Below are 25,876 nucleotides of genomic sequence, written 5' to 3'. Positions count from 1 at the left end.
TTCAATAGGTTTATTTGTAAAAGGTGGAACAAGCGTATGTCATTGCCCAAAGTACTCTTCATCGGTCTCGGCATGATGGGCCGTCCTATGGCCATCCACATCGCCAAGGCAGGCTACCCGCTGATCGTAAGTGACATGAACGAGGTCACCGTTGCTGATCTGTGCAATGAAGTTGGTGCATTCGATCTGAAATCGGTTGAGACGATCAGTGATGTTGAGATCGTAATCACCATGCTGCCTAACTCCGCGATCGTTCGAGACGTATTGGTCGGTAAACAACGCATTGCTGCCCAGGTCAAGAAAGGTGCAGTGGTGATCGATATGAGCTCGTCGGAGCCTCTCCAGACCCGTGAGCTGGCTGCCGAGCTAGAGGCTCTGTCGATTGGCCTGCTCGATGCGCCTGTGTCGGGCGGTGTAAAACGCGCAGTCTCTGGCACGCTCGCCATCATGGTCGGCGGTACTGCTGAACTCGCGGCGCAGTACGATCCACTTTTGACCAAGATGGGTAAAACTACCCATGTGGGCCCCGTTGGCGCCGGTCATGCCATCAAAGCCCTGAACAACTACGTCTCCGCCGCTGGCCTGCTGGCAGCGGTAGAAGCTCTGCATGTGGGCGAGAAATTCGGCCTCGACCCAGCAGTGATGACGGATGTGCTGAACAGCGCGTCGGGCTCTAACAATGCCACCCTGAACAAAGTTCACCAATTCATGCTTAGTGGCACCTATGCCTCCGGTTTTGCGCTGCAGCTCATGGTCAAAGATCTGAAAATCGCCGTCGCGCTGGCAGAGCAGATGGGTGAGGACATGAAGCTTGGGCATGAGTGTCTTGACGTCTGGATGGACGCTGCAGAAGAGTCCACCGCTCGTACTGACCACACCGAGATGTATCGCATTGTGGGCCATCACGGCTGATTTATCCGACGTTGCCGACTGATTTTGGTCGGCAGCGCTTTTACTCACCTCTCAGCTTCTCCATGTGATGCCTGGTTAAACGATCTGGGGCAGCGGGGGCCCTTTGCCCCTTGATCAGCCTGCTCACGTTGGACGCAAGGAGATTGAAGTTCTACATCATCGGGCTAATGCTCTGCCATCTCCGTCAGATGTCCCGGCAGGGCCACATACGCTCAAACCCCATCGATCCAGGCGCGTCAAAGCGTTGCATTTACAGAGGAAAAAACCATGAGTAGCGAACTATTCGAAAAAGGCTTCAACAACCGCAAAGCTGTATTGGGCGCAGCCCACGTAGATCGTTCCTGGGCTGCCGCCGACGATTTCAACAAGCCCATGCAAGCGCTCGTAACTGAGTATTGCTGGGGCGCGATTTGGGGCGATGACACGCTTCCCTTCAAGACCCGCAGCCTGCTGAACATTGGCATGCTGACCGCGATGAGCCAACACCATGAGCTCAGTGTTCACGTCAAAGGCGCTCTCACCAATGGCGTAACGAAGGACGAAATTCGCGCCGTCCTGATGCAAGCGGGCATCTACGCCGGCGTGCCACTGGCCTTGGCTGCCTTCCGCGTTGCTGGTGATGCGATCAAAGCTTGGGAAGAAGAGCACGGCGCTCTGTAAGCCCGCACTGCCTGGGGTCTAGCGTTGCTGATCCCGGGCATTCCTCTACAGAACCAGTCTATCCCCCCCTCTAAACGACTAGCCTGAAAGGTGGCCAACTGCTATCTTCAGACCGTTGCTGCTTGACTCATTCGATCTGATGATCAGTACATAGGACATCCTTAACGGAGAACAATCATGAAGGATGATTGGCTGATCAAAGTAATGCTTTACGTCCTCTCATTGTGGTTGCTCTTCGTTTCACTGTTGATCATGTCCTATGATGCTACGTTACTGACCAACGTGGCGGAGGCCGTGAAACAACGTGATCTCAACGCATTGTGCGATGATTTCAACGTTAAGAACCTGGTGTTCGTTGTCAGTGCACTCTTCATTCTGGTAGGTGGACTTATCCTCTGGCTGCTCGCAAACAGCTATCGAGGAGGGTGGTCGATCACGTGCCGCGTTTCAGATATAAGCGACGAAAATCACGAGCACCTTGAATTTTTGGCGACCTATGTCATGCCACTTGTTTTCACGGATGTTGAAAGCAAACGTACAGTGTTGAACCTAGCCTTGATGATTGTAGCGATTGGGGCGATCTACGTAAAAACTAATAAATTCTACTCCAACCCCTCGCTTGCGATTCTGGGTTTCAAAATTTTCAAAGCAACTATCCACGACAGAGGCGAAAAGCAGTTTGTAGTCATTTGTCGGGGGCAGCTGACCGATAAGAGTGTAATTCGTTACATTCGTATAGATAACAACACCTGCTTAGCTAAACTGGATAAGTAAATATGTTCACTGGCATTGACGCTATCACCCGCTCTCCTCATGTCTCAGGCGAGGCCTTTTTCCTTACTGAATCTGCGAATGGTCTCGCGGTTAGCTCCGTTCAGCTGGAGCCCGCAGTTGAAACGCAGCTGACGCGTGCATTCGCTTACCGCTTGCAGAAAGCAGTGGTCGAGCCAAATGACGGCAAAGCTGCCGTCCCTCTGGTCTCCACTGCGTTGGAGCGCGACAAACTGGTCATGGAGTATGACGATGTCGCGATCGGGCATCTGCCTGCGGAGTTCAACGAGATCAGCCGTGTTTTAGCGTTTGGCATCAATGCGCCGGCTCCGAGATTCGACTTTAACCAGCAGAGTCTGTCGCAGGTGAAAGGGGTGGTGTATTTGCTTAGCGATGGCCAAGGGAATAGTGTCGTCCTGTACCAGCACAAATACCCCGTGTCACTGCACAAAAAAACCAAAAGCTCATTCTGCAGCTTCAATGGCCGCACGCTTGGCAAGGTCAATTATGATGCAATTGATATCAACGATACGATTGACGTCTTCTACTATGGCGGCAAATTCTACACGCTGAATCTGTCGCTTTTGGAGCGATTCTACGGGCTGGAGCAGATCATCAACAACCTTGCTCACTCAGCGACGCCGCTGATTCTGGCGCTGGGGATTCTCAACATTGCAGGTGTGGCTGCTCCAGGTGATATTTTCAAGGATATGTATCGTGATCGTGCTTTCATGCGGCGCCTGGCGATGGTCTCGAAGGGCAACATTGTCCAACAAGGCTTGAACGTCGCTCAAATCCAGGGTGTGATGGCCAACTTCCCTATATTTGCTCGAACGATTGATCTCGCAGGTGGGATGGTCAACCTGTCCACGAAGGAGCAGAAGCGGAATTTCATCAGGCTGCTCAACAATGAGGCATCATTTACCGCGCTGGATCAGACTCCATTCTTGGCGGTGGAAAAAGACTCTGCTGCGTGACCCGCCACATCCACCTTACCCAAGGCCTGATGACGTATCAGGCATTCGACGCTGTCCGCCCGAAGGGGGTCATAACCTCCTATCACAATGTGCAGGAACGATTCATGACGATGTTAAACGGTTCCAGTGAGCAAATGACCAATGAACCCGGTGGTTCTTTGGGAGACTGCGCGCTTTGTGGCGAAAAAAATGTGATCCTTAAAGAGTCTCACAGCATTCCTAAATTTGCTTACGATTGGGTTAAAAAAACATCGCCCACAAAGTATATCAGGTACAGTTTAGACGTTAACGTGCGACGCCAAGATGGCCCTAAAGAGTATCTCTTGTGTGGAGGGTGCGAGGGAAGGCTTTCTATTGTAGAGAAAGCTCTGGCCGAGAATGTGTTCCGCAAAGTTGCGAATTATCGAAAGCAAAGCTCTAAAATCACCATCACGGAAGATGTAAGATTGGCGGTATTGTCCATATTTTGGCGGGCCTTGCTTACCACCAAAGATGATGAGGGGGAATGGACAAATGAGGACATAGTCAAGGTCGATGAATTTTTGGAGCAGTCCAGGCAGAGCATTTTGAATAATAGATGCGAGGTGACCATCTACTTTGCCCCGCTCTATGGAGAGCCACCCTTTTTTGGCCTGCCGAAGAAGTATACGTATAATTTGGATCGCGCCATAGGCGAGCAAGACATCAAATTCACCGATGACCCTCACCGCTATATCGCAGCCTTCAAACTGCCATTTATGTATTTCTATATCCTCAGCGAGGGATGGCCTAGGGACGAATATTCAAAGGCATTAAAGCTTGATGTCGGCGAGCTAGACATCAGTAATATATCAGACGTGCCAGACATCCTTAGGGAATACATTGAGCTGCAACATTATTACTTCCTGCAGACGAAGGCAGAGTTAGATGAGACAAATAAACGACAAATCAGCAGGGATGCTGGCAAGCCCAGATCCGTGCTGACCGGTGCTGATAAATCGTTACTGCGATCCGATCAATAATGATCGCAACTTTGAACAGGCGAGGGCTCCATCATTCGGAGGTAAAGCCTCACCTGTTGACTCCTGAAGCGCTTTGACTTTGGTGAATTACTTCCACCAATACTCGATCTGCACACCAAAGTTAGACCCATGCCGATCGGTGCCAAAGGCGCCTGTGTCTGAAAGCGCGGATCCGGCTACCAGCTCCGATGCTGCAGCCTGAGCCGCTTTGTTCCACTGCGCATAGGTGTAGTACAAGCGGATCTCCGGGCGAGCCCAGAAGTCAGGGCCCGCAGGTGACCAGGTGGGCGCGAAGGTGAATTTGTCGAGCTTGCGTGTGCCTCCAGGAGCGGTGACCTGGTCGTGGCCGAACTCCGTAACCAGCTTGAACTGGTCGGTGAGGGCGTAAACGGGACGTACGCCGACAGAGAGCCAATTTTGATCAGCGCCACCTGGCTTCCTGTCCTTTTGGAAAACGATGTCGAACTGACCGCTGATTTGCCGCGTGACCTGCCAATCAAAATATTCGACCACCCGCCAGGACTTTGAGCTGTCATCCAAGCTCGGGTCGCCCGTGTAGCCCAACCCGGTACCTGAGCCTTCACCGTATTGCACGGCGAAGGTGTTGTGACCACCCAGGAAGGGCGTTTGCTTGTGTTGTGCAGTGAAAGCCCAGCCACTGTCGACTTGAGCCTTCTCTGGATTCTCGATGTAGCTAACGCCCAGCTGCAGCACACCGCCCGGGTTGACCTCGATGCCATCAATGTTGAAGTCGTGTCGGTTGATGTAGTCACGTTGAAAGACGTTGTCCTTCCGTGAGAATGCATAACTGTATTTGTAGTCACCGATTTTCACATCCTCGATGCCGGCGCCAGTGGCGCTCTGATTCCAGTAGAAATAGTCGGAGATCAGGATGTCGTTACGTTTGTAGAAGCGGCGTCCTGCCCATACTGAACCACCATTCAGCGCTGAGACGTTGCTCCATTGCGCATACATCTGGGCCATCCTCGCCCAACCGTTGTCTCCCGTGAATGTTGGCGAATGGCCGTAGTCAGCCCATAGCGCAGCCATGCCGTCGACGCTCAAGACTGATCCATCATTGAAGCTCATGACGTCTTGTCGCAGCTCCAGCTCGCTGTACTGCTCACATTCGTTCCCCAGGCGATATTTCGTCTGTGCGCCCGGCAGTTGGAAGCACGATTGAGTACCGCCGCTCGTAGAACCACCGATTCCCGAGCGTAGGTACCCAGAAAACTCCAGCGCCTGGGTAACATCAGAGAGGGCCAGCGGGGCCATGGAGAAGATGAGCGCGTGTTTCAATGCTTTGTTCATGAAGTGAGGTGACCTTTTGTTATTGTTTTCGCACTGTTTTTGGCCGCAAGCGGCCACACATCAGCCCACCGGCTATTAACTAGCCAGTGAGCCGAATTCTTCAGATGGAGCGTGTGGAGGAGGAGGGAGTTACTTTTGACGGATGCCTGCGCTGATGGCAGCGACGGCAATGACTATGCCCTGGACAATTAATCGTCCCGGTTCTTGAACACCGAACACTGTCAGCGCAGCGAATAGGTATCCGAAGGCAAGTACGGCGACAAATGGGCCGAGAACACCACCCCGACCGCTGCCAAACGTCACCGCTCCCAGTATCGCTGCTGCGATTGCATTCATGGCCAAATCAAGACCTGGTTTGATGCTCCCAACCCCGAGCGCAGAGGTTTGCAGCAAGGCCCCCATAGCGCCCAGCAAGCTTGCAGCGATGTGGCTGACGCAAATGACTCGCTTGACTGGTAGACCAGAGATTGCCGCGGCTTTGGGGCTGTCGCCGATTGCAGCGAGCAGCTTGCCAAACACCAGGTAGCGGAGTGCTCCAGCGAACACCAACGTAAGTCCGACCCAGATGTAGACCGCATAAGACAAACCGAACAAGCGCTCACTGGTAACCAGGTTAAGCCAGCGAGGTACCGCGCCAGGCGGCTGGCCCGCGGTCATCCAAGACACCAGTCCAAGCAGAACAGTGGTAACCCCGAGGGTAGTCATCACCGCCGATGCTCTTACATAGGCGATCAGTACCCCATTAACGGCACCTACCAATATCCCCATGACCAGCGGAATCAAAATGGTGAAAGCCGGGTGCAGGCCTGAAAGGATGCCCGAGGTCACCAGGTAGATGGTCATCGCCGAAACACCGACTACCGACAGATCGATAGACCCCGCCCGCATGACCAACGCCTGACCCAAAACGATGATTCCGAGAGGGGCGCACTGTCTCAAGATGATCGAAGTGAAAAGGGGGCTGAGGAGGTTGCTGGCGAAAATGCCGATGACGATCAACAGCCCTGCCAACACGATGTAAGAGGGTGGAAGCCTGAGCAACCACTGAAAAGCCGACAGCGTATTTAGCTTGGGGGTGGCCATTTTGAGTGATATCCCATTCGTCGATCGAGTGTTCACAGTCCGATCTCCTTGCGGCGCTGGAGGCTGACCACTGCAAGCAGCAGCAGGCCTTTTACGCCCAGCTGAACGAAGGCGGATATGTTGGAAAGATTCATGGTATTGCCGATGAGGCTCACCAGAAGCGCTCCGATGACCGTGCCGAGCAAGCTACCAACCCCACCGCTCAGCTGTACGCCACCCAATGCCACTGCCATCACAGAGTCGATGTTGAATGCGTTACCCACCTTCGCGTCGCCAGATGAGAGCCGTCCTGCCAGGTAGAGGCCTGCAATGAAGGCAAATAGAGAGCTGAGCACATAGGCAGCGATGATGATGCGTTGGGTCTTGATACCGTTAAGGCGCGCATTTTCAGCATTGCCGCCGGCAGCGAAGAGGTGCACACCAAATGGTCGGCGATACAACAGCCATGCTGCTGCGCACGCTGGAACAACCACCCAGAAGAGCGAGCCGGGAATGATCCCAAGGTTGCCATTCACAGCTCCGATCAACCAGGCTGGTACATCACCACCGGGAATTGGCCTGAGCAGCAGTGCGAAGCCTTGCGCGATACTCATGGTGGCCAGCGTCATGATGATGGGATGCACATTCAGTCGTGCGACGCCGTATCCGTTGACTAGTCCAATCATCAAAGCGGCGCCAAAGGCGAGGCTCAGATTGACTGCGTCGTGGTAGGGCATGGCCACCAAGGTTGTCGTCAGGCTGACCACCGCGCCGTTGGACACATCGAGCCCCCCAGTAACCACAACCATCATTTGTCCAATGGAGGCCAAGATCAAAGGGGCGGTTTGCGCAATGACGTTCTGGATGTTCTGGGCCGTGAAGAACTCCGGCGAGCTGGCCGTAGCAATCACCACCAGAACGGCGAGGATAGCGAAGGCGAAGCGCAGGTTACCGCTTCGAGAATTGCGTGGTGCAGTGAGGAGATTAAGCACGCTCATGGGTCGCAGCTCCATTGACGGTGGTGTTTACCGGGGTTGAAGCAGTGCTTCCTATCGCTGCTTGTAAAATCCCTTGTTCGGTGGCTTCGTTGCCAGGCATTTGCGCGACCAAATGCCCGTCGTGAACCACCAGGATGCGGTCGCACAGCCCGATCAATTCCAACAGTTCACGCGACAGGACGAGTAAAGCGCCCCCCTGATCCACGAAGCTACGCAAGAGGCGGTAGATCTCAGCTTTCGCACCCACATCAACGCCGCGTGTAGGCTCCTCGATAACGATGATGTCGACACCTGACGCAAGCCAGCGTCCAATTAGCGCCTTCTGCTGGTTACCACCAGAGAGCGACTTCACAACTGCTTTGGAGTTGCCGGTGCCGATCTTCATTTCCTTCACAAGAGTCGCAACCAGAGTGCGAGCGTTATGCAGGATCGACCCCATAGGGCGTCCGATCTGGGTACCCAGTGCAATGTTGTCTGCAATGGAGAGACTCAGGAAAAGGCCCTCGCTCTTCCTGTCCTCGGGAATGAACCCGATACCGGCTCGAATCATCGCCTGGATACCTTGGGAGGGATCGAGTGGCGTGACGATAGAGCGGGTAGATTCGTGCTTGTAGATCTCGGCTTGGGACAAGCTCTCCAGGCCGACCAGGGCGCGTGCTATTTCACGCTGCCCTCCGCCCTCAAGACCCGCGACTCCGAGTATTTCGCCACGGTTGAGCGTGAATCGAACCGTCGCGCTGCCTTCTGAAACCTGCAGTGAGCGAACGTCCAAGGCCGGAGTAACGCTAGGTTTGCCACGTGGCGGAAAGAAATCCACCAATTCGCGCCCGACCATCAGAGCCACTAAGTCGTGTTCGTTGAGCTCGCTGGTGGAACGCGTGGCAACATGGCGACCGTCCTTCATCACGGTCACCGTGTCACACATCTCAAAGATCTCGCGAAGACGATGGGAGATGTAGATGATCGCTTTACCGGCATCACGCAACTCGAAGATGAGCTGCTGAAGGCGCACCACATCCGCAGCGTTGAGAGCGGCGGAGGGCTCATCGAAAATGAAGATGTCCGCGTCTGCCGAGATCCCCTTGGCGATTTCTACCGCCTGTTGCTGAGCAACAGTGAGGTTTTTGACCAGCGTCTTGGGATCAAACTCCAGCCCTACGCGAGCCAGAATTTCGGTAGCCTTCGCTTCGGCCTGGGCGTAATCCAGCGCACCGGAGGCTTTGCGAGGCTCACGCCCAAGGAAGATGTTTTCTGCCACCGACAAATTCGGTATCAGAGTGAACTCCTGGAACACGGTGGAGATGCCATGATGAAGCGCATCCAGCGGAGATGTGAGCACCAGAGGCCTACCGTTAAGCTCAAGTGTCCCACTGTCCGGCTTGTGCACACCGGCGATGATTTTCATCAGCGTCGACTTGCCTGCCCCGTTTTCTCCTGTTAGTGCATGGATCGAGCCTTTCTCAAGGGAAAAGTCGATGCCATGCAACACGGTGGTATTGCCAAAAGTTTTGGTGATTTTTTTCGCGCGCAGCATGGCCCGATCCTCTGAATAAACGGTGGCGCGACCTAAGTCAGCGCCATCGCGGTATGACGAATTACTTGCTGCCGTAGAAGCCCTGGAGCTTGGCTTCCGGGATTTCGGAAGGGCTCCAGTAGGCGTCGGACAGATCCATTCGTACGTACTTATCCAAAGTTTCATCAGTGATCGGGGCAGGGCGGTTCACATAGTGCTTGTGAACCGGTTTGCCTTCCAGGAGAGCAACAGCAGCACGAATGGCTGCAGCGCTGAGCCCAGGTGGGCAGATTGGGCCGATCGACTGCAGTCCATCTGTTTTCCAGCGACGAAGCCAGCCATTCATTGCTTCGCCGGTAATTGGAGGTAGTGAGGAAACTCCCATCTGCTGCAGTGCATCAGCACAGCCCAGGGACATGTTTGCACCGTCAGACCACACACCATCGACTTGAGGGTTGGACAGGTACAGGCTTTCACACATGCGCTTGGCGTCGTCATATGACCAGTTTGCGTATTGATCCGAGATCACTTTGACCCCGGGGGCAGCCTTGAACGCCTCCATCGCGCCTTTGTAGCGATCCTCATCGATCGGGTGACCAGCAACGCCTCGCAGAAGCCAGATGTTGCCCTGACCCTTGGTCTTTTTGATCAGGTAGTCGGCCATCACCTTGCCGAAGAAGAAGTCGTCCCCCTGGATCTCGGTAGTGAACTTGTCGGTGCTCGTTTTGCCCAGATACACCACCACCGGAATGCCTGCGGCGCGTGCTTTCTCAATACCCGCTGAAGCCGACGTGGTGGTTAACGGCGCGACGATCAGAACATCTACTTTCTGAGCGATCAAATCCTCGATGTCCGCTGCCTGCTTGGACTGGCTTAGGTCAGCGCTGCGGAAGAGGTACTCGCCGATATTAGGGATGTCCTTGACGGCCTGATCGGCTTCATGCGCTGTCTGGTAGGTGTGGGTCGACCCAGAGAGGCCATAGTGGCTCATGCCAATCTTCCATGGGCCGGTCTTTTTGAATTCGTCTGGTTTGGTGAGGGGATTGTCGCCCGACGCGGGGCTTGTATCCGCTAAAAGAACCAGGTCTTCCGCGAGCGTCAGAGGGGCACACAGAGATATGGCTGAAAAAAGGCTGAGCGCGGTCGCCCAACGCTTGATGGCTGGTTTCATGCTTGACTCCATTATTGTATTTGTAAGCCAGCGTCCGGGCAGCACAGCTGCCCGGCAAAGCAAGAATTAGAAAGGTTGGGCGGTTGGGCGGATGAGAATTTCGTTGACGTCAACTTCGGCAGGCTGGGAAATAGCGAAAGCAATGGCGCCAGCGATAGCCTCAGCCTTTACAGCGATATCGCGTACTTTCTTTTCTTCTGCCTTTGCTTCGGGATCGGTAATTGTTGATGCAAGGTTCGATTGCACTGCACCGGGGGAAATGATAGTGGTGCGGATCTTCTCACCAATCTCCTGCCTCAGACCTTCCGAAATAGCGCGCACCGCGATCTTGGTTCCGCAATAGACAGCACTGTTGCGGGTAACGATATGGCCAGCGACCGACGCGATATTTACGATATGCCCGCTGTCCTGGGCTTTCATCACTGGAAGTGCTGCAGCGATACCATAGAGAACGCCTTTGATATTGATATCAATCATCGCGTCCCATTCGTTAACCTTGAGGGCCTCAATAGGAGAGAGCGGCATGATGCCAGCATTGTTCACGATCACGTCCAGGCGGCCAAACTTGTCGACGGCGAAATCGACAAAATTTTGCACGTCTTCTCGATGGGTAACGTCAAGAACTACATAAGCAGCTTTGCCACCAGCTTCCTGAATGTTCTGAACAATCTTTTCCATGGCAGGTACTGTGTTAGCAGGTGCTCCAATGACGACATGAGCGCCCAGGCCAGCCAGATAGCGGGCCGTCGCCTCACCAATGCCACTGCTCGCGCCAGTGATAGCTACAACCTTACCTTGTACGTTCTGCATTTTATTGCCTCGTATTGTTATTGTTGGAGAGATGCACACTTTCGTTTGATCAGGAGATCTTACGATAGGTTTTTACGGATGCAGGTTTGGCCAAAAGGGGCGAAAGCTGCTCAACAATCTGGGAGACGTGTTCGCTATTGGCATGCCCATCCAGGTCTTCTTGGGTAGCCCAAGCGTCCACGATTACGAACTCAGCCGGATCTTCATTCGACTGGTAGGCGTCGTAGAAGAGGCAGCCTTTTTCCGCCAGCGAAGGTTCTACAAAGCCCAGAATGAGTGACTTACCTTGGTCAAGGTGTTCAGGTTTTACGTTGAAAGTAGCGACGACATAGGCAGCCGACATGGTGCACTCCATCAGAACAGCAGGACGGGTTTGATGACTTTGCCGGACTCTGCGTCGGCAATGGCCTCATTGATCTTTTCGAAGGGGTAGTGGGTGATGAACCGCTCGAAGGGGAACAGGCCTTCCTGCTGCAGCTGTACCAGCTGGGGGATGAAAATCTGAGGGATCTGATCGCCTAAAATCACGCCTTGCAGCTTGCGATTGAATGCAATCCAATCAAGCAAGATGGGGATGTCCTTGCCCAAGCTATCGAGACCAAGAAGCGCGCAATGACCACCTGGGCGGGTAGAGGAAACTGCATTTCGTACCACAGGCGTCAGCCCGACCGCGTCGATACTGAAATCGGCGCCACCGTCGGTGATCTGATGGATCTGCTCCACTACATCTTCTGCACGGCCATTGATTACATGAGTAGCACCTACGCTCTTGGCCATTTCCAAGCGCGAGTCATGCAGGTCAACAGCGACGATAACGCTGCAGCGGCGGATCTTGGCAGCCATGATCGCCGCCAGGCCTACTGCACCGCAGCCGAAGACTGCGATGGTGGAACCTACTGGCGGCCGCATGGCGTTCATGACGGTGCCGGCACCGGTTGCCATGCCGCAACCCAGTGGCGCGGCGATCTTGAGATCAAAATCCTTCGGCAGCTTCGCTGCGTTGTTCTCGGTGGCGAGAATGTGGGTAGCAAACGAAGATTGGCCCACGAAGTTAGAGGCGACGTCGGCATCCAGGATGGCACGCTTACCGTTCGGGCGGGCGCCAGTCAGGTTGTACTGGACGTAGTTTCGGCAATTCATCGGATGCGCGCGGCGGCAGTCTGCGCAGTGGCCGCAAGAGCTCTGGCTCAGCGCAACGTGATCACCCACCTGCAGGCTTTTGACGTCGGGGCCTACCGCTTCGATGACACCAACACCCTCATGCCCTGGAATCACCGGATGGCTCGGGCCGAAGATACCGTCCCTGAGCAACAGATCCGTGTGGCAGATGCCGGATGCGACGGTGCGCACCAGGATCTCGTTTCCTTCGGGTTCGGCCAGCGTGAGTTCTCTTAACTCAAGGGGGCTCTTGGCCTTGGTTGCCACAGCGGCAGTGATACGAGGCATTTAGCATTCTCCTTAGGCGCCTACATGACGCTCGGGTGAGCATTTCAAAGGTCACGGAAGCCGACGCGCACGTGCCTCCTTAGTAGGGCTTAAAAACCCCAGACGCCGTGACCTTTGTGTTCTTGTATTACAATCTTATCGGCGTGTTGTAGGCAAATATATCTCGAAAAAATCAAAAAGCAAGGTGCTCAGTTGCCCTTGCTTTCGGCCCACTAAGCCGCTATTAACGCGCGCTAATGAACAAGTGCAGAGGCTATGAAACTCAATGAGATCGCCACTAACTGGTTGAAATATCGATAGATATTTTTCAGTCTTTGGAATGCACAGATGACCAGTTAGGGGTGAAAGCGGTGGGGGTAAAGGGCGTTTCTAGACGACTGGTCTAGAAATTACTAGACGACTGGTCGGTACGGAGGTAAGGTGGGCGCCATGAACAAGCCAAATGACATGCGTCAGCACATCCTGGATGTAGCGCGCAACCTGATGACCATCAAGGGGTACACCGCTGTTGGCTTGGCCGAAGTGCTGAACAATGCGGGTGTGCCAAAGGGGTCGTTCTATCACTACTTCCGCTCGAAAGAGGATTTTGGCAAGGCGCTTCTGGAGGAGTACTTCTCCGAGTACATCAGCCGAATTGTTCCAATCCTGGCGGCCAACGAGAGCGGAGCGCAGTGCCTGCACCGGTATTTCGAATATTGGGTTGAAACTCAAGGTACCGATGTACCCCACCAGAAGTGCTTGGTGGTGAAGCTCGGCCCTGAGGTCTGCGATCTCTCTGAAGATATGCGCGATGTCCTGGAGAAGGGTACCGCTCGGATCGTGGGAGCCTTGGCCTCCTGCATCAGCAGAGGTGTAGAGGACGGCAGCATCACCTCATCAATGGAACCCAGTTCATTGGCGGAAGCGCTCTACCAGCTTTGGCTTGGGGCTTCATTGCAAGCGAAGCTGCAAAAATCCACTAAGGCGTTCGAAACTGCGAGCCAAGCAGTGAACTGCCTCATCCACTAAAAAATTTTGCCTATCGGCTAGACGACCGGTCTACTATTGAGGTGTTTACGATGGATAACAGCACACGCACGGATCTTTTCTCCCCGATGGAGATGGGGGCTATCAAACTGGCGAATCGTATTGTGATGGCGCCAGTGACTCGTAGCCGGTACTGCGAAGACGGTATCCCGAATGAATTGCATGCGACTTACTACGCACAGCGAGCCAGTGCAGGACTGATCATCGCAGAGGCGACTAACATTTCTCCTCAAGGCAGAGGCTATGCCGCAACACCGGGTATCTGGAGCGAAGAGCAGGTAGCGGGTTGGAAAAAGGTGACTGATCTCGTCCATGCCGCCGGCGGGAAGATTGTCAGCCAACTGTGGCATGTCGGTCGTTTCTCCAGCGTTGAGCTGCAGCCCAATGGCGAAGCACCAGTAGCTCCATCAGCCGTCCAGGCGGAAGGGAATACCTATACCGTCGACGGTTTTGTTCCGGTATCGATGCCCCGCGCACTCGAAACGGATGAGATCCCGGGGATCATCGAGCAATACCGCATCGCGGCACGCAATGCCATGCGGGCTGGATTCGATGGCGTAGAAGTGCACTCGGCGAACAGCTATCTGCTGGATCAGTTCCTTCGAGACTCCACTAACAAGCGTACCGATCGCTATGGTGGATCCATCGAAAATCGTGCGCGCCTGACCCTGGAGGTCACTGCCGCTATTGTGGAGATATGGGGGAATGATCGAGTCGGCATCCGCCTTTCGCCGGTTACACCTGATGCCGGCAACACGCCGCCAGACAGCAACGTGATGGATCTCTACGGTTACCTGGTAGACGAGCTTAATCAATTTGACCTGGCTTACATGCATTTCGTCGAGGGTGCGACAGCCACAACGCGTGAGATCCCCGCTGGCGTGGATATGGATGCGCTGAGCGCCAGGTTCCACGGCCCGTACATTGGTAACAACAACTATGACCTGGAAATGGCCATTGAGCGCCGCAAGGAAGATCTGATCGATGCCGTTGCGTTTGGGCGCTACTTCATTTCCAACCCGGATCTGGTGGAGCGCCTGCGAGTGGGCGCTGAGCTAACCATCGCGCCACGCGAGTCGTACTACGGCGGTGGCGCGAAGGGCTACACCGATTGGCCAAAAGGCAACTACTGATCAACCCATTTCGCCATCACCTGTAGACGCGCAGATTGATCTGCGCGTCCGAGGAATTTGAATGAACTACTTAGAAAACAAGGTCGCGGTCGTTACGGGCGCCTCCTCGGGCATTGGCGCGGCAACAGTGCGGGCATTGGCTGTCCAGGGTGTTAGGATCATAGCGGCTGCAATCGATGAGCCACAATTGAATGCGCTGGTTGATGAGGTCGGCCAGGGTGGAGCCCAGGTCTATCCCTATCCTGCCGACGTGAGCAATTCTCTCCAGACGCAAGGACTCGCAAATTACGCCAAGCATACCTTCGGGGCCGTCGACATTTTGGTGAACAATGCTGGGCTGATGCTGTTCTCCAATTGGGTCGATGTGGCGACCGATGACTGGAACCGCATGGTGGATGTCAATATCAAAGGCTATCTCAACTGCATTGCTGCTGTTCTGCCTTTGATGGTCGAGCAGAAGTCCGGGCACATCTTGAATATGGCGTCTGTGGCTGGCCATCAAGTGGGCGAGTCAGCGGGCGTCTACAGTGCCAGCAAATTCTTCGTACAGGCCATGACCGAGTCCATGCGCAAAGAACTGGGTGTGCATCACGGTATTCGCGCAAACACCATCAGTCCCGGCGTGATCAACACAGGGTGGGCAGAAAAGGTCTCCGACCCCGAAGGCCGTAAAGCTGCCCGAGAGCTAAATCGCATCGCGATCTCGCCAGTGGATGTAGCTAATGCGGTCGTGTATGCGCTCAACCAGCCACCGAACGTTACGGTTAACGACCTGATCATCTCGCCTACTCGACAAAATTGGTAGGTGCGTTGCGCTTTGCCGGCTGTTGATCGGCAATACGTTGCATCCATAGACGGCGGCCCACCGGGGCTGAATTTCTCGTGAAAGAGAGCGGCGATTCCCGGGGGGTGCGCCTCACCAAGGAGCTATGTTGTGCCAAGTCTAGAATACACTGCGATCGCCCAGTGCCCGGCAGAAGCGGTATGGACGATTGTTGAACGTTTTGGAGACATTGCAGAGTGGCATCCGGGCATCTCCGCGAGCAGCCTCATCAGTGAGAGGGCCGACGCCGGGAGCGTCCGAGAGCTCCATCTGCCTACAGGCGAAGTGCTCACAGAGCGCCTCACGGTGCTTGAACCGAAGCAAAGAAGTCTCGGCTATCGGATGGAAATCACACCGCTGCCAGTCGAGAACTATGAAGCCAGTGTCAGCGTTTAGCCGCTGTCCGACACAGCAGCCTGCGTCATTACCTGGAAGGCAAGGTTCGATGTACTTGCCGGTATCGATGAAGCGAGTATGGCGACTGCCGTCAGTAATCTTCTGCGAGATGGCCATCACGGACTGGAAGACTACTTATTGAGTGATCAGTTATCTGCAGCAGGGTTCGCTGGCGGCACTCACATCACGCCTGTTGCGCTATCTAAGGCCTATCGGCTGATCAACCACGGGCCTACGGTATTGGTCTCCGCTCGCCATGGGGGATGCGACAACGTCATGGCTGCTGCCTGGGCGTGTGGCCTGGATTTCGAACCGCCTAAGGTCACTGTCGTGATTGACAAAATCGCAGCCACCCGAGCGTTGATCGAGCGCAGCGGCTTTTTCGTTTTGCAGATACCGACCCAGAACCAGCTCGACCTCACCTATGCAGTTGGAAACACCAGCAGATCCCAAGATCCAGACAAGCTTACCCATGCTGGGGTGGAGCTGTTCGAGATGCCGGGTTTTGATGCGCCGCTTGTCAAAGGCTGTTCAGCCTGGCTGATCTGCAAGCTGATCAATGAGCCTCATAATCAAGAAACCTACGACTTGTTCATTGGTGAGGTTGTTGGAGCGTGGGCAGACAGCCGCGTATTTCAGGACGGCCATTGGAGATATGAGCAGGCGCCCCCAGCCTTGAGGAGCATTCATTACATTGCAGGCGGGCAGTTTTATGCCATCGGTCAATCGATGAATGTGACGGACTGAGGAGGGCAGATCACCTGATATCGCATCAGGTGATCTGAATTGAATCGCTCTCGTAATGCGTTACCGCAAGAGCGATTGAAAAGGTTTGGTCACTGGCTTTCAGTGGCAGCGGACTCAAGCATTTCCATCGCGGCATTTTCCGCGTTCTTGATGTGCAGGGTCGCCATCCTCTGGGCGCCTTCCGAGTCACGTTGCTTGATGCGCTCCAACAGCTCATCAATCTCCGCTAGGCTTTCGTGAAGACGTTCTGGGCGAGAGAAAGACGTGGCTCTTAACAGGTTGATTCGCGTCAGTAGCCCATGCAGAACTTCAGTAATCAACGCGTTACCACAACCGCCCAGCATCACATCGTAAATCTTCGACTTTGCCTGAATCAGAGCGCGACGATCTGGATTCGTGGCCTGCTTATGCAAGTTCTTGACCGCTTTCTCCATCGCAGTGATTTCACGATCGGAGGCCAGCCTGGCAAATTCGTGGGCTGCGAAACCCTCCAGCAGCGCGCGTAGTGCATAGAGCTGACGAGCTTCCTCAACGTCAAGACTTGCGACCACCGGGCCTCGGTGCGGCACAATGACCACGAGTTTTTCGGCCTCAAGTTTTCTCAACGCCTCTCGCAGAGGAGGGCGGCTCACTTCAAGCATTTCACAGAGCTCGCGCTCGACCAGTCTCTCTCCCGGCGCAAACCGTCCATTCATGATGGCTTCGCGCAAGAAGCTTTCGACATGACCTCGCAGCGTTTCAGGTCGGCTCATTACCGGCATATCATCACGGGCCATCTTAGCTCCTCACGTGTTCGACGATTAGGCCGCTCACGGGTTTCAATCTGATTATAGGATGAGCAGATTGTATACCAATACGCTCGATATCAACCACGCCTGGCGCGTGGTGAGCTCTGAATCAGCGTTCTGGCGTGTTCTGGGGGGATCACTTAATCCAGAGATCAAAGCGCCACCAAATGATGCTCTCTACACCGTTTTTAGGTCTCTTCGATAGGTTTCCGGGCTCACCAACATGGTGAATGCTGCGATGAGCGCGCTGATTACCATCATCAACACTACCGCCCAGGGGGATCCGTCAGCCCACAGTATCAGGGCACTGGCGAGCATTGGAGTGATGCCGCCGAGCAAAATAGATGCAGCTTGGTAACCAATGGAGATGCCGCTGTACCGGACAGCTGTAGGGAAGAGCTCCGCATAGTAGGCTGCCAAGGTGCCGTACACAGGCCCGTGGCCAAGGCAGAGCACGGTAATCAGAGCAATCGCAAGCAGTAGGAGCGATCCACTCATCGCCATTAGGAAGAACGGATATGCCGTTAGCGCGATGAATAGCGCACCGCCGATGAACACCGGACGGCGCCCAATTTTATCCGACACGGCGCCCCAGACCGGAATTGAGATGATGTTGAAAAGCGCCGCCAGCATGACGACGAGCAGCACGTCGCTTTTCGCCAGCGAGGTGTACTGAGAGGTAAATGCCAGGATAAAGACGGTATAAATGTAGTAGTTGCCCCCTTCTGCAAACCGCGCACCTAGGGCGAGCAGCAACGCTTTGCGCTGGTTCCTGAAAACCTCGGCGAGCGGACTTTTGCGTTCAGCGACGGAGTTTTTCACCTCCAAAAATGCTGGTGATTCTTCCGTTTTGAGTCGAATGAACAGACCTACGGCAGCGAGCACGACACTGAACAGGAAAGGAACGCGCCAACCCCAGCTTAAGAAGTCCTGTTCAGGCAAAGCCGATGCCGCCGCAAATGCGGCAGAGCCGAGAACCAGGCCAGCTGAAACACCAGTTTGGGGGAAAGCACCCCACATGCCCCGACGGTTCGCGGGCGCATGCTCAACTGCCATGAGTACTGCGCCTCCCCATTCACCGCCGACGGCAAAGCCCTGAACGACCCGCATCAGCACCAAGAGGATGGGCGCCCAGATACCAATCTGTTCGTAGGTCGGAAGCAGTCCGATGAGAGTTGTCGACACCCCCATGAGCATGAGAGTAAGAACCAGCGTGGTTTTACGTCCGACCCTGTCGCCCATCTGACCTGCAAAGAAGCCACCGAGCGGGCGTGCGATGAAGCCTACCGCGAACGAACCAAACGCCGCGATTGTGCCAGCACCTGAGCTGAAGTTGGGAAAAAACAGATGGTTGAAAACGAGCGCGGCGGCAACACCGTAGAGGGTGTAGTCATACCACTCGATGATGCTTCCGATGATGCTGGAGATGAGCACTTTACGCTTTCCGGCATCAATCGAGATCCTTTTTGAGCGTGATGCCTCGGCCCAGGTTTGCGCCTTTCCAGTCATGATTGCTTCCTTATTATTGTATTACAATATGAGTGAGATACAGGCACTCTAGACCCGCTTGCTTAAGCTGCCAAGAGGGCGGTGCGATTTTCAGTCTGAGGACACGACGAGCGGGCTTTGCACCATGCTTCGGGAATGGTTAACCCAATATGATTGACTGTCTGTACTACAATCGTTTAGCGTGATTTGGCTCCAAAAACTACAAAAACAGGGTCGTGCACACCGATGCTCGACCGCCAATCAAGGAGGCCGACAATGGTCATGAATGCTCATCAAGGCGATGAGTTTGACTACATCGTGGTAGGTGCAGGCACCGCAGGATGTGTGCTTGCCAACCGCTTGAGTGCTAGCGGCGCCACTGTGTGCATTCTCGAAGCTGGGCCGCGAGACACCAATCCCCTGATCCATATTCCTGCCGGCTACATCAAAAACATCTACAGCAAGACGTTGACCTGGAACTTTGAGGCAGAGCCTGGCCCAGGTACCAACAACAGGCGTTTTTCACTGCCACAAGGCCGGGTGCTGGGCGGATCCAGTTCGATCAACGGGCTCAATTATGTGAGGGGGCAAGCCGCGGATTACGACAGCTGGGCTGCTGCCGGCAATAAGGGGTGGTCGTATCAAGATGTCCTGCCCTATTTCAAGCGTTCAGAGAAGTGGCAAGGAGCAGGTAGTGCCTTTAGGGGAGGGGCTGGAGAGCTACCTGTATCCGAGCTGGATTGGCATCACCCCGTCAGCAACGCTCTGATCGAGGCAGCAGAGTCTATCGGCATACCGCGTAACGGTGACCATAACGCCGGGCGCCAAGAGGGTGCCGGGTTCTTCCAGCGCACTATTCACAAAGGGATGCGGTATAGCTCTGCGAAAGCGTTTCTTCGCACAGCTGAGAAGCGAAGGAATGTTAGCGTCCGTACGGATGCTCAAGCGACCAACATCATATTCGAGGGCAAGCGCGCTGTCGGTGTCCGTTACTTAAGCCAAGGCCCAACCGGAACTATTCACCAGGTTCGGGCACGGCGAGAGGTGGTGCTCACCGCTGGAGCGTTGAATACACCCAAGCTACTTCAGCTGTCCGGGGTTGGGCCGGTCGATGTCCTGGCAGATATAGGCGTGCCGGTTGTCCATGCATTGGAGGGTGTGGGGCAAAATCTACGTGATCATTACGCCGTGCGTATGGTCTCCCGTGTGAAAGGGATTAGAACCATCAACCAGATGGTGCAGGGGCCGGCACTTTTGCTGGAGATTGGCCGCTGGTTGATGCGACGCCCCAGCTTGCTTGCGGTAAGTCCATCCCTGGTGCACCTGTTCTGCAAGTCCGACCCAAAGCTCGATCGACCAGACCTTGAATTTGCTTGCTCGCCCGCGAGCTTCAAGGAGGGTGTGGTGGGGCTTCTAGATTCTCATCCTGGATTGACGCTTGGCGTCTGGCAGGAACGTCCTGAAAGCTTGGGCTATGTCCGCGCGCGCAGTCGCGATCCCTTCGACAAACCGATCATTCAGCCTAATTACCTCACACATGAAACTGATCAGCGCGCCCTGATTGGCGGGATGCGACTAGCGCGTGAGTTGTTCCGAACACCCGCATTGGCGCGCTATGTCGAGTCGGAAACATCACCAAGTCCTGACCTGAAAAGCGATGACGAACTGCTCGATTTCGCGAGGAACATGGGTACCACCGTTTACCACATGATCGGGACTGCACGCATGGGCCCAGCGGATCAGCCAATGAACGTGGTCGATCACCAGTTACGAGTCCATGGGCTGACAGGGCTACGAGTCGCAGACGCGTCCATCATGCCATCGATGCCCTCTGCGAACACCAACGCTACGACCTACATGATTGCAGAAAAAGCCTCGGACATGATTCTGGGGCTGCAGCTAGTCCCGGATGAGATTGCGGTATGAATTCAGAAGCTCAGCATTTGCGGGTCACGCCAGGCACTGATTTTGATGATGCCACGGTCGTGTACGCCGCGGCAGCGCATCAATGCTTTCAGCAGCTGCAGGACGCTGCGAGCCGCCTTGCATCAATCCTATTGGTGATGTCATTCGAACGCTCCCGGCATGCGCTTGATCATGCTACCCGGGAGGCTGCTGCCTCTCAGATCATGCAGGGTAGGGAATGCTTCATGGCACTTAAACCTACCCATCGTGTTGGGCATTTTCATCGTCACCTGTGCAGGGGGCTTGAGCGGTTGATCTCAAGCTCTCACGCAATCGACCAGACCCTGGCCAACAAGGCTCAAGCACTCGACCCATTACCGTTGCTGGTCGACGGCTGGCGTGAGCTTGAGTGCGCCTCTAAATGTCTGCCTGGATTCGAGGTCGTCGATTTCAGCCACTCCTGCTGTGCCCAGCACTCAGCAGATCTGGGCCGCGGATAAAAACTTTTCGATAACAACAAGAAGGAAGGATCCATGTCGGACTATTCAATCTGGATGCTCGAATACGCCAAGGTTCCCGATGCAGCCATGAGCTCGTTGGTCTACGGCAAGCACAATGGTGGAACCGTCGAATTGCCCTATTGCTACACCCTTCTCAAAGGCCAGGGGCACACGATTTTGCTCGACTGCGGCCTCAACAATGCGTCCCATGGCGAGCAGTTTGTAAAACGGTTCAACGTCCAAAATTGGTTCCCACCGCGCGACGTACTGGCAGAGGTGGGCTGTACACCCGAGGAGGTTACCCACGTTATTCTCACGCACGCCCACTTTGACCACATGGGTGGCCTTGAGCTTTTCCCCAACGCTACGTTCTATATCCAGGAGGAGGAGCTTGCCTCCTGGGTTTCTATCATGACCATGGACAGGCGTTTCCGGTGGTTGCTCACTGCGGTAGATACCGGGGACATGATCTATGCGGTGCAGCTGGCGAGAGAAGGAAGGATGCGAGGGCTGAGGGGGGATATCGATGATGTATTCCCTGGGGTGGATGTACGCCTTGCGAAGGACACCCATACCGCCGCCTCGCAATACATCGTGATCCGCAACGATGGCAAGCGCGAGAGCGAGGACGTGTTTGTCTATACCGGAGATCTGGTTTACCGCCACGACAACCTGCATGGTGGCAATCCAGCGGATCCGTTCTACCTACCAGTCGGATTGGCCTCTGGAAGCCAGACCAATCTCCTCATGACCACTGATTCTATTTTGAAAGCAGTCGGTGATGACATGTCGCGTGTGCTAGCACCGCATGAGCCTTCAATGGCATCGCTGTATCCAAGCAGGGTGACCAAGAACGGCCATCAACTGGTAGAGGTGGCCCTCGGCGCGGGACAGCAGTCATACGTTCACTAGCTGTGATCGAGAAACGAGAGCTGATCTTCAGCTCTCGTGTTCTAGCTAAGTTATACGCTGAGGCACAGGTATTTGATTTCGAGGTAGTCCTCGATACCGTATTTGGAACCTTCGCGGCCCAGGCCCGAAGCCTTGATACCGCCAAATGGCGCGACTTCGTTGGAGATCAGGCCGGTGTTGATACCCACCATGCCGTATTCCAGGGCCTCGGCGACACGGAACACACGGCTCATGTCGCGAGCGTAGAAGTACGAAGCCAGGCCGAACTCGGTGTCGTTGGACATGGCGATGACTTCGGCTTCGTCTTTGAAGCGGAACAGCGGAGCCAGTGGGCCGAAGGTCTCTTCCTTGGCCACCGCAGCGGTCTTCGGTACGTCGACCAGGATGGTCGGCTCGAAGAAGTTGCCTTCGATCAGCTTGCCACCGGACAGCACTTTCGCCCCCTTGGAAACGGCGTCTTCAATGTGCTCTTGAACCTTGGCGACAGCCTTGCCGTCGATGAGCGGGCCAGTGGTGGTGCCTTCTTCCAGGCCGTTACCGATCTTCAGCTTGGCGACCGCAGCGGCCAGCTTCTGCGCGAACGCGTCGTAGACGCCGTCCTGCACGTAGATACGGTTGGCGCAGACGCAGGTCTGGCCGTTGTTGCGGTACTTGGAGATGATCGCGCCCTCGACGGCCTTGTCCAGGTCGGCGTCGTCGAACACGATGAAGGGGGCGTTGCCACCCAGTTCCAAGGAAACCTTCTTGATGTCCTTGGCGCATTCTTCCATCAGCTGGCGACCGATTTCGGTCGAGCCGGTGAAGGACAGCTTGCGTACCAGGGAGTTGCCGGTCAGCTCGCCGCCGACTTCGCCGGCGCTGCCGGTGACCACGCTCAGCACGCCAGCCGGGATGCCGGCACGGTGGGCCAGTTCGACCAGGGCGAGGGCAGAGTAGGGGGTTTGCGAGGCGGGCTTGAGCACCATGGTGCAGCCAGCGGCCAGTGCCGGGCCAGCTTTACGGGTGATCATCGCCGCCGGGAAGTTCCACGGGGTGATGGCCGCGGTAACGCCGATTGGCTGCTTGATGACGATCAGGCGCTTGTCTGGCTGGTGGCCTGGGATGGTGTCACCGTAGACGCGTTTGGCTTCTTCAGCGAACCACTCGATGAACGAGGCCGCGTAGGCGATTTCGCCCTTGGCTTCGGCCAGCGGCTTGCCTTGCTCGGTGGTCATCAGCTGAGCCAGGTCATCCTGGTGCTCGATCATCAGTTCAAACCAGCGACGCAGCTTGTTCGAGCGCTCCTTGGCTGTCAGTGCCCGCCAGGCCGGGAGGGCCTTGTCGGCAGCTTCGATGGCGCGGCGGGTTTCCGCGGTGGCCATCTTCGGCACGGTACCGATAACTTCACCCGTGGCCGGGTTCGTCACCCGGATTACCAAGCCACTGTCCGCATCCAGCCACTCACCATTGATGAAGGCTTGCTGACGAAAAAGCGCCGAATCTCTCAACTGCATGGGTTGTCCTTGTTCGAAGATCAGTTACGTATGACTAAGGGATCAGTGGGTGCCTTACTGAGCGGGCAGAAGCTAACGGCTCGTAGACAGGGCAGAGCATGCCATAGGTTGAGTAACATTGACATATTGTATGACAATGATCTAGGTTGAGGTTGTCATGCTTGGCTTATTGCGGAGCTTGCCGTCGATCAAAAACAACAACCCGACGAGAGATAGAGATGAACGAAGAGCTTTTTGAAAAAGGCCTGGCAACGCGCCGCGAGGTGCTTGGCGCCGAGTACGTAGATGCTGCCATTAAAAACGCAGACGACTTCACCCTTGATCTTCAGCAACTGGTCACTCAGTACTGCTGGGGCGATGTCTGGAACCGTCCCGGGCTTGACCGCAAAAGCCGCAGCCTGCTGAACCTGGCAATGATTTCGGCCTTGAATCGACCGCATGAGCTCAAACTGCATGTCCGCGGAGCGCTGAACAACGGCCTGACTAAAGATGAGATCAAGGAGATTTTCCTGCAGGTCGCCATCTACTGTGGCGTGCCAGCAGCGATTGATAGCTTCCGGGTGGCCAAGGAAGTCTTCAAAGAGATGGACGCCTGATCATGTCTCTTCTTCAGCCTAAGATCTGCTTTATTGGCTTGAAGGGTAAGGGGTGGCCGCTGGCCGCCCTCATCGCCAAAGCAGGATACCCGATCGTGGTTAGCGACAATGATCGGTCATTAATCGATTCATTTTGCAGCCAAACAGGTGCGAGTGCGCTAGAGCCTGTTGGGGATTTGAGCAGCATCGAGACCGTCATGGTGGCGCTTTGCGATTCGAAAGACACTGCAGCGATGCTTGTCGGCACCTATGGCCTTGCGCGCCTGCTGCGACCAGGCACCTGTGTGATCAATGTGCAGAGATCGGGCGGTTGCCATGCCCTGTCGGCAGCCTTGGCTCAATACTCCCTGGACTACCTTGGCGCAGAGCTGACAGGTGATCTCGCTCAAGCCGGCGCAGATCCGCTGGATGTTGTGGTCACAGGCGTCGAAACGGCCATGCAACGTCGCTCGGCCCTGTTTGAAGTGATTGGCTCCGCGCGGTACGTAGGCCCTCTGGTGAGTGACGGGCGGATTGAAGTGCGCGATGCGGCGCATTGATTTCTACAGCTTGCGACTTTTTGTAGCGGTGGCAGAAGAATCGAGTCTGACTCGGGCAGCGGAGCGAACGCATCTCTCGCTGGCCGCTGTTAGCAAGCGGATCAGTGACATGGAAAGCGGGTTCGGTACGGCGCTGCTGTACCGACAACCTAAAGGTGTCACGTTAACGCCTGCGGGCCAGTCGCTGCTTCACCACGCTCGTGTGTTGATATCTAACGTCGAACAGATGCAGGCTGACCTGAGCGAGTTCAGCAGCGGCGTAAGGGGGCACGTCCGGATTCAAGCCAATGCCTCTGCCACCATCGAGTATCTTCCCGAGCGCCTTACTCGCTTCAAGGAAGTTTTTCCGGAGGTGAAGATCGATCTGGAGGAGCGTCCCAGCGCTGAAATCGTACGGAGCGTACGAGAGGGGGCCGCGGACATCGGCATCTACGCCGGCCATGTCGTTGCCGAGGAGCTTCAAATCTTCAGCTTTCGGCAAGACCGCCTGGTCTTGGTCACGCGCTCTGACCATCCTCTGGCTAAGCGTAAAAGCGTGAGGTTTGAAGACACCCTCGACTACGAGCACATCTGCTTCCAGCAAGACACTGCTCTCCATGCGCGATTACAGAACTCTGCGATCGACTTGGATCGTTCACTGCGCATTCGAGTGCAACTGCGAAGCTTCGAAGCCATTTGCAGAATGATCCACGCCGGCATGGGCATCGGCATCCTCCCTCACCACGCGATTCGACACCAACTCCCCCAGATGCAATTGTGCAAGGTCGACTTTGACGAGTCCTGGGCGCGGCGCGAATTACGGCTGTGTGTACGAAACCGAGAGGCGTTGTCACTCATCGCCCGCGAGATGGTTGATCATTTACTGCAGAACTGAAAAGCCCCCGAGAGGGGGCTGGAT

At 55.2% G+C, this 25,876-nt stretch carries 27 protein-coding genes; 16 read left to right on the top strand and 11 right to left on the bottom strand.

Annotated elements, in window-relative coordinates; translation table 11 throughout:
• Positions 1–36 precede the first annotated feature (36 nt).
• From I8746_RS06370 to I8746_RS06350, 5 genes are all read left to right on the top strand, one after another.
• Entirely contained in the window at positions 37–912 is an 876-nt protein-coding gene (locus I8746_RS06370; protein WP_259674086.1) for an NAD(P)-dependent oxidoreductase, read from the top strand.
• 267 nt (positions 913–1,179) lie between these two features.
• Entirely contained in the window at positions 1,180–1,572 is a 393-nt protein-coding gene (locus I8746_RS06365) for a carboxymuconolactone decarboxylase family protein (RefSeq protein ID WP_176506210.1), read from the top strand.
• Between the two features lie 177 nt (positions 1,573–1,749).
• Complete coding sequence (gene kwaA / locus I8746_RS06360; protein WP_259674085.1) at positions 1,750–2,346, top strand: anti-phage protein KwaA; 597 nt, start codon at positions 1,750–1,752, stop codon at positions 2,344–2,346.
• Positions 2,347–2,348: 2 nt separating this feature from the next.
• Positions 2,349–3,320, top strand: a complete 972-nt coding sequence (locus tag I8746_RS06355; protein ID WP_196184121.1) for a Kiwa anti-phage protein KwaB-like domain-containing protein — start codon at positions 2,349–2,351, stop codon at positions 3,318–3,320.
• Complete coding sequence (locus I8746_RS06350) at positions 3,317–4,321, top strand: hypothetical protein (RefSeq protein ID WP_196184122.1); 1,005 nt, start codon at positions 3,317–3,319, stop codon at positions 4,319–4,321. The genes I8746_RS06355 and I8746_RS06350 overlap by 4 nt, the downstream gene beginning before the upstream one ends.
• A gap of 87 nt (positions 4,322–4,408) precedes the next feature.
• On the opposite strand, the gene I8746_RS06345 is transcribed toward I8746_RS06350, so the two are convergent.
• The 8 genes from I8746_RS06345 to I8746_RS06310 all read right to left on the bottom strand — a co-directional run bounded on the left by I8746_RS06345 (position 4,409) and on the right by I8746_RS06310 (position 12,632).
• Positions 4,409–5,632: a carbohydrate porin gene (locus tag I8746_RS06345; RefSeq protein WP_196184123.1), complete on the bottom strand. Its 1,224-nt coding sequence runs from the start codon at positions 5,630–5,632 to the stop codon at positions 4,409–4,411.
• Positions 5,633–5,761: 129 nt separating this feature from the next.
• Complete coding sequence (locus tag I8746_RS06340; RefSeq protein ID WP_221100330.1) at positions 5,762–6,751, bottom strand: ABC transporter permease; 990 nt, start codon at positions 6,749–6,751, stop codon at positions 5,762–5,764.
• Positions 6,748–7,692 carry an ABC transporter permease gene (locus tag I8746_RS06335; RefSeq protein WP_221100329.1) on the bottom strand — a complete coding sequence of 315 codons (945 nt, stop codon included), beginning with the start codon at positions 7,690–7,692 and terminating at the stop codon, positions 6,748–6,750. Before I8746_RS06335 ends, I8746_RS06340 begins: the two co-directional genes overlap by 4 nt.
• On the bottom strand, positions 7,679–9,226 hold the full coding sequence (locus I8746_RS06330; RefSeq protein ID WP_221100328.1) for a sugar ABC transporter ATP-binding protein: 1,548 nt from the start codon (positions 9,224–9,226) through the stop codon (positions 7,679–7,681). Before I8746_RS06330 ends, I8746_RS06335 begins: the two co-directional genes overlap by 14 nt.
• Positions 9,227–9,287: 61 nt before the next feature.
• On the bottom strand, positions 9,288–10,376 hold the full coding sequence (locus I8746_RS06325; protein ID WP_196184127.1) for an ABC transporter substrate-binding protein: 1,089 nt from the start codon (positions 10,374–10,376) through the stop codon (positions 9,288–9,290).
• A 66-nt stretch (positions 10,377–10,442) separates the two neighbouring features.
• Positions 10,443–11,186, bottom strand: coding sequence for an SDR family oxidoreductase (locus I8746_RS06320; protein WP_196184128.1), 744 nt, complete (start codon positions 11,184–11,186; stop codon positions 10,443–10,445).
• Positions 11,187–11,235: 49 nt separating this feature from the next.
• Positions 11,236–11,529, bottom strand: a complete 294-nt coding sequence (locus I8746_RS06315) for a putative quinol monooxygenase (protein ID WP_196184129.1) — start codon at positions 11,527–11,529, stop codon at positions 11,236–11,238.
• Between the two features lie 11 nt (positions 11,530–11,540).
• Positions 11,541–12,632 carry an NAD(P)-dependent alcohol dehydrogenase gene (locus I8746_RS06310; RefSeq protein WP_221100327.1) on the bottom strand — a complete coding sequence of 364 codons (1,092 nt, stop codon included), beginning with the start codon at positions 12,630–12,632 and terminating at the stop codon, positions 11,541–11,543.
• A 429-nt stretch (positions 12,633–13,061) separates the two neighbouring features.
• Here I8746_RS06310 and I8746_RS06305 point away from each other — a divergent pair, with 429 nt between their 5' ends.
• From I8746_RS06305 to I8746_RS06285, 5 genes are all read left to right on the top strand, one after another.
• Positions 13,062–13,640, top strand: a complete 579-nt coding sequence (locus I8746_RS06305; protein WP_196184131.1) for a TetR/AcrR family transcriptional regulator — start codon at positions 13,062–13,064, stop codon at positions 13,638–13,640.
• Between the two features lie 50 nt (positions 13,641–13,690).
• Entirely contained in the window at positions 13,691–14,791 is a 1,101-nt protein-coding gene (locus tag I8746_RS06300) for an alkene reductase (protein WP_196184132.1), read from the top strand.
• A gap of 61 nt (positions 14,792–14,852) precedes the next feature.
• Positions 14,853–15,596, top strand: a complete 744-nt coding sequence (locus I8746_RS06295) for an SDR family oxidoreductase (protein ID WP_196184133.1) — start codon at positions 14,853–14,855, stop codon at positions 15,594–15,596.
• A 129-nt stretch (positions 15,597–15,725) separates the two neighbouring features.
• Entirely contained in the window at positions 15,726–16,010 is a 285-nt protein-coding gene (locus tag I8746_RS27480) for an SRPBCC family protein (RefSeq protein ID WP_221100326.1), read from the top strand.
• Between the two features lie 78 nt (positions 16,011–16,088).
• Positions 16,089–16,757, top strand: coding sequence for a flavin reductase family protein (locus tag I8746_RS06285; protein ID WP_221100325.1), 669 nt, complete (start codon positions 16,089–16,091; stop codon positions 16,755–16,757).
• An 89-nt stretch (positions 16,758–16,846) separates the two neighbouring features.
• On the opposite strand, the gene I8746_RS06280 is transcribed toward I8746_RS06285, so the two are convergent.
• Positions 16,847–17,533, bottom strand: a complete 687-nt coding sequence (locus tag I8746_RS06280; RefSeq protein WP_196184134.1) for a GntR family transcriptional regulator — start codon at positions 17,531–17,533, stop codon at positions 16,847–16,849.
• A 189-nt stretch (positions 17,534–17,722) separates the two neighbouring features.
• Positions 17,723–19,054 carry an MFS transporter gene (locus I8746_RS06275; RefSeq protein WP_221100324.1) on the bottom strand — a complete coding sequence of 444 codons (1,332 nt, stop codon included), beginning with the start codon at positions 19,052–19,054 and terminating at the stop codon, positions 17,723–17,725.
• A gap of 255 nt (positions 19,055–19,309) precedes the next feature.
• Here I8746_RS06275 and I8746_RS06270 point away from each other — a divergent pair, with 255 nt between their 5' ends.
• From I8746_RS06270 to I8746_RS06260, 3 genes are read left to right on the top strand one after another with little or no spacing between them, the layout of a single operon-like run.
• Entirely contained in the window at positions 19,310–20,959 is a 1,650-nt protein-coding gene (locus I8746_RS06270; protein WP_230397070.1) for a GMC family oxidoreductase, read from the top strand.
• A complete protein-coding gene (locus I8746_RS06265; protein WP_196184136.1) occupies positions 20,956–21,438 on the top strand; it encodes a hypothetical protein in 483 nt (160 codons plus the stop codon). Before I8746_RS06270 ends, I8746_RS06265 begins: the two co-directional genes overlap by 4 nt.
• 33 nt (positions 21,439–21,471) lie before the next feature.
• Positions 21,472–22,350 (top strand): N-acyl homoserine lactonase family protein, encoded by an 879-nt coding sequence (locus tag I8746_RS06260; RefSeq protein WP_221100323.1) that lies wholly within the window; start codon positions 21,472–21,474, stop codon positions 22,348–22,350.
• 50 nt (positions 22,351–22,400) lie between these two features.
• Here the strand turns inward: I8746_RS06260 and gabD are convergent, their stop codons facing one another.
• Positions 22,401–23,843 carry an NADP-dependent succinate-semialdehyde dehydrogenase gene (gene gabD, locus I8746_RS06255; protein WP_221100322.1) on the bottom strand — a complete coding sequence of 481 codons (1,443 nt, stop codon included), beginning with the start codon at positions 23,841–23,843 and terminating at the stop codon, positions 22,401–22,403.
• A 218-nt stretch (positions 23,844–24,061) separates the two neighbouring features.
• Here gabD and pcaC point away from each other — a divergent pair, with 218 nt between their 5' ends.
• From pcaC to I8746_RS06240, 3 genes are read left to right on the top strand one after another with little or no spacing between them, the layout of a single operon-like run.
• Entirely contained in the window at positions 24,062–24,439 is a 378-nt protein-coding gene (pcaC, locus tag I8746_RS06250) for a 4-carboxymuconolactone decarboxylase (protein ID WP_196184138.1), read from the top strand.
• A 2-nt stretch (positions 24,440–24,441) separates the two neighbouring features.
• Positions 24,442–24,978, top strand: a complete 537-nt coding sequence (locus tag I8746_RS06245; protein WP_196184139.1) for an NAD(P)-binding domain-containing protein — start codon at positions 24,442–24,444, stop codon at positions 24,976–24,978.
• Positions 24,965–25,852, top strand: a complete 888-nt coding sequence (locus I8746_RS06240; protein ID WP_196184140.1) for a LysR family transcriptional regulator — start codon at positions 24,965–24,967, stop codon at positions 25,850–25,852. Before I8746_RS06245 ends, I8746_RS06240 begins: the two co-directional genes overlap by 14 nt.
• The last annotated feature ends 24 nt before the right edge of the window (positions 25,853–25,876 follow it).

This window comes from Pseudomonas sp. USTB-Z (assembly GCF_019691255.1).
Classification (GTDB): domain Bacteria; phylum Pseudomonadota; class Gammaproteobacteria; order Pseudomonadales; family Pseudomonadaceae; genus Aquipseudomonas; species Aquipseudomonas alloputida.
Note: the sequence above shows the minus strand (reverse complement) of the source record. Positions and strands in the feature narration are given on the sequence as shown.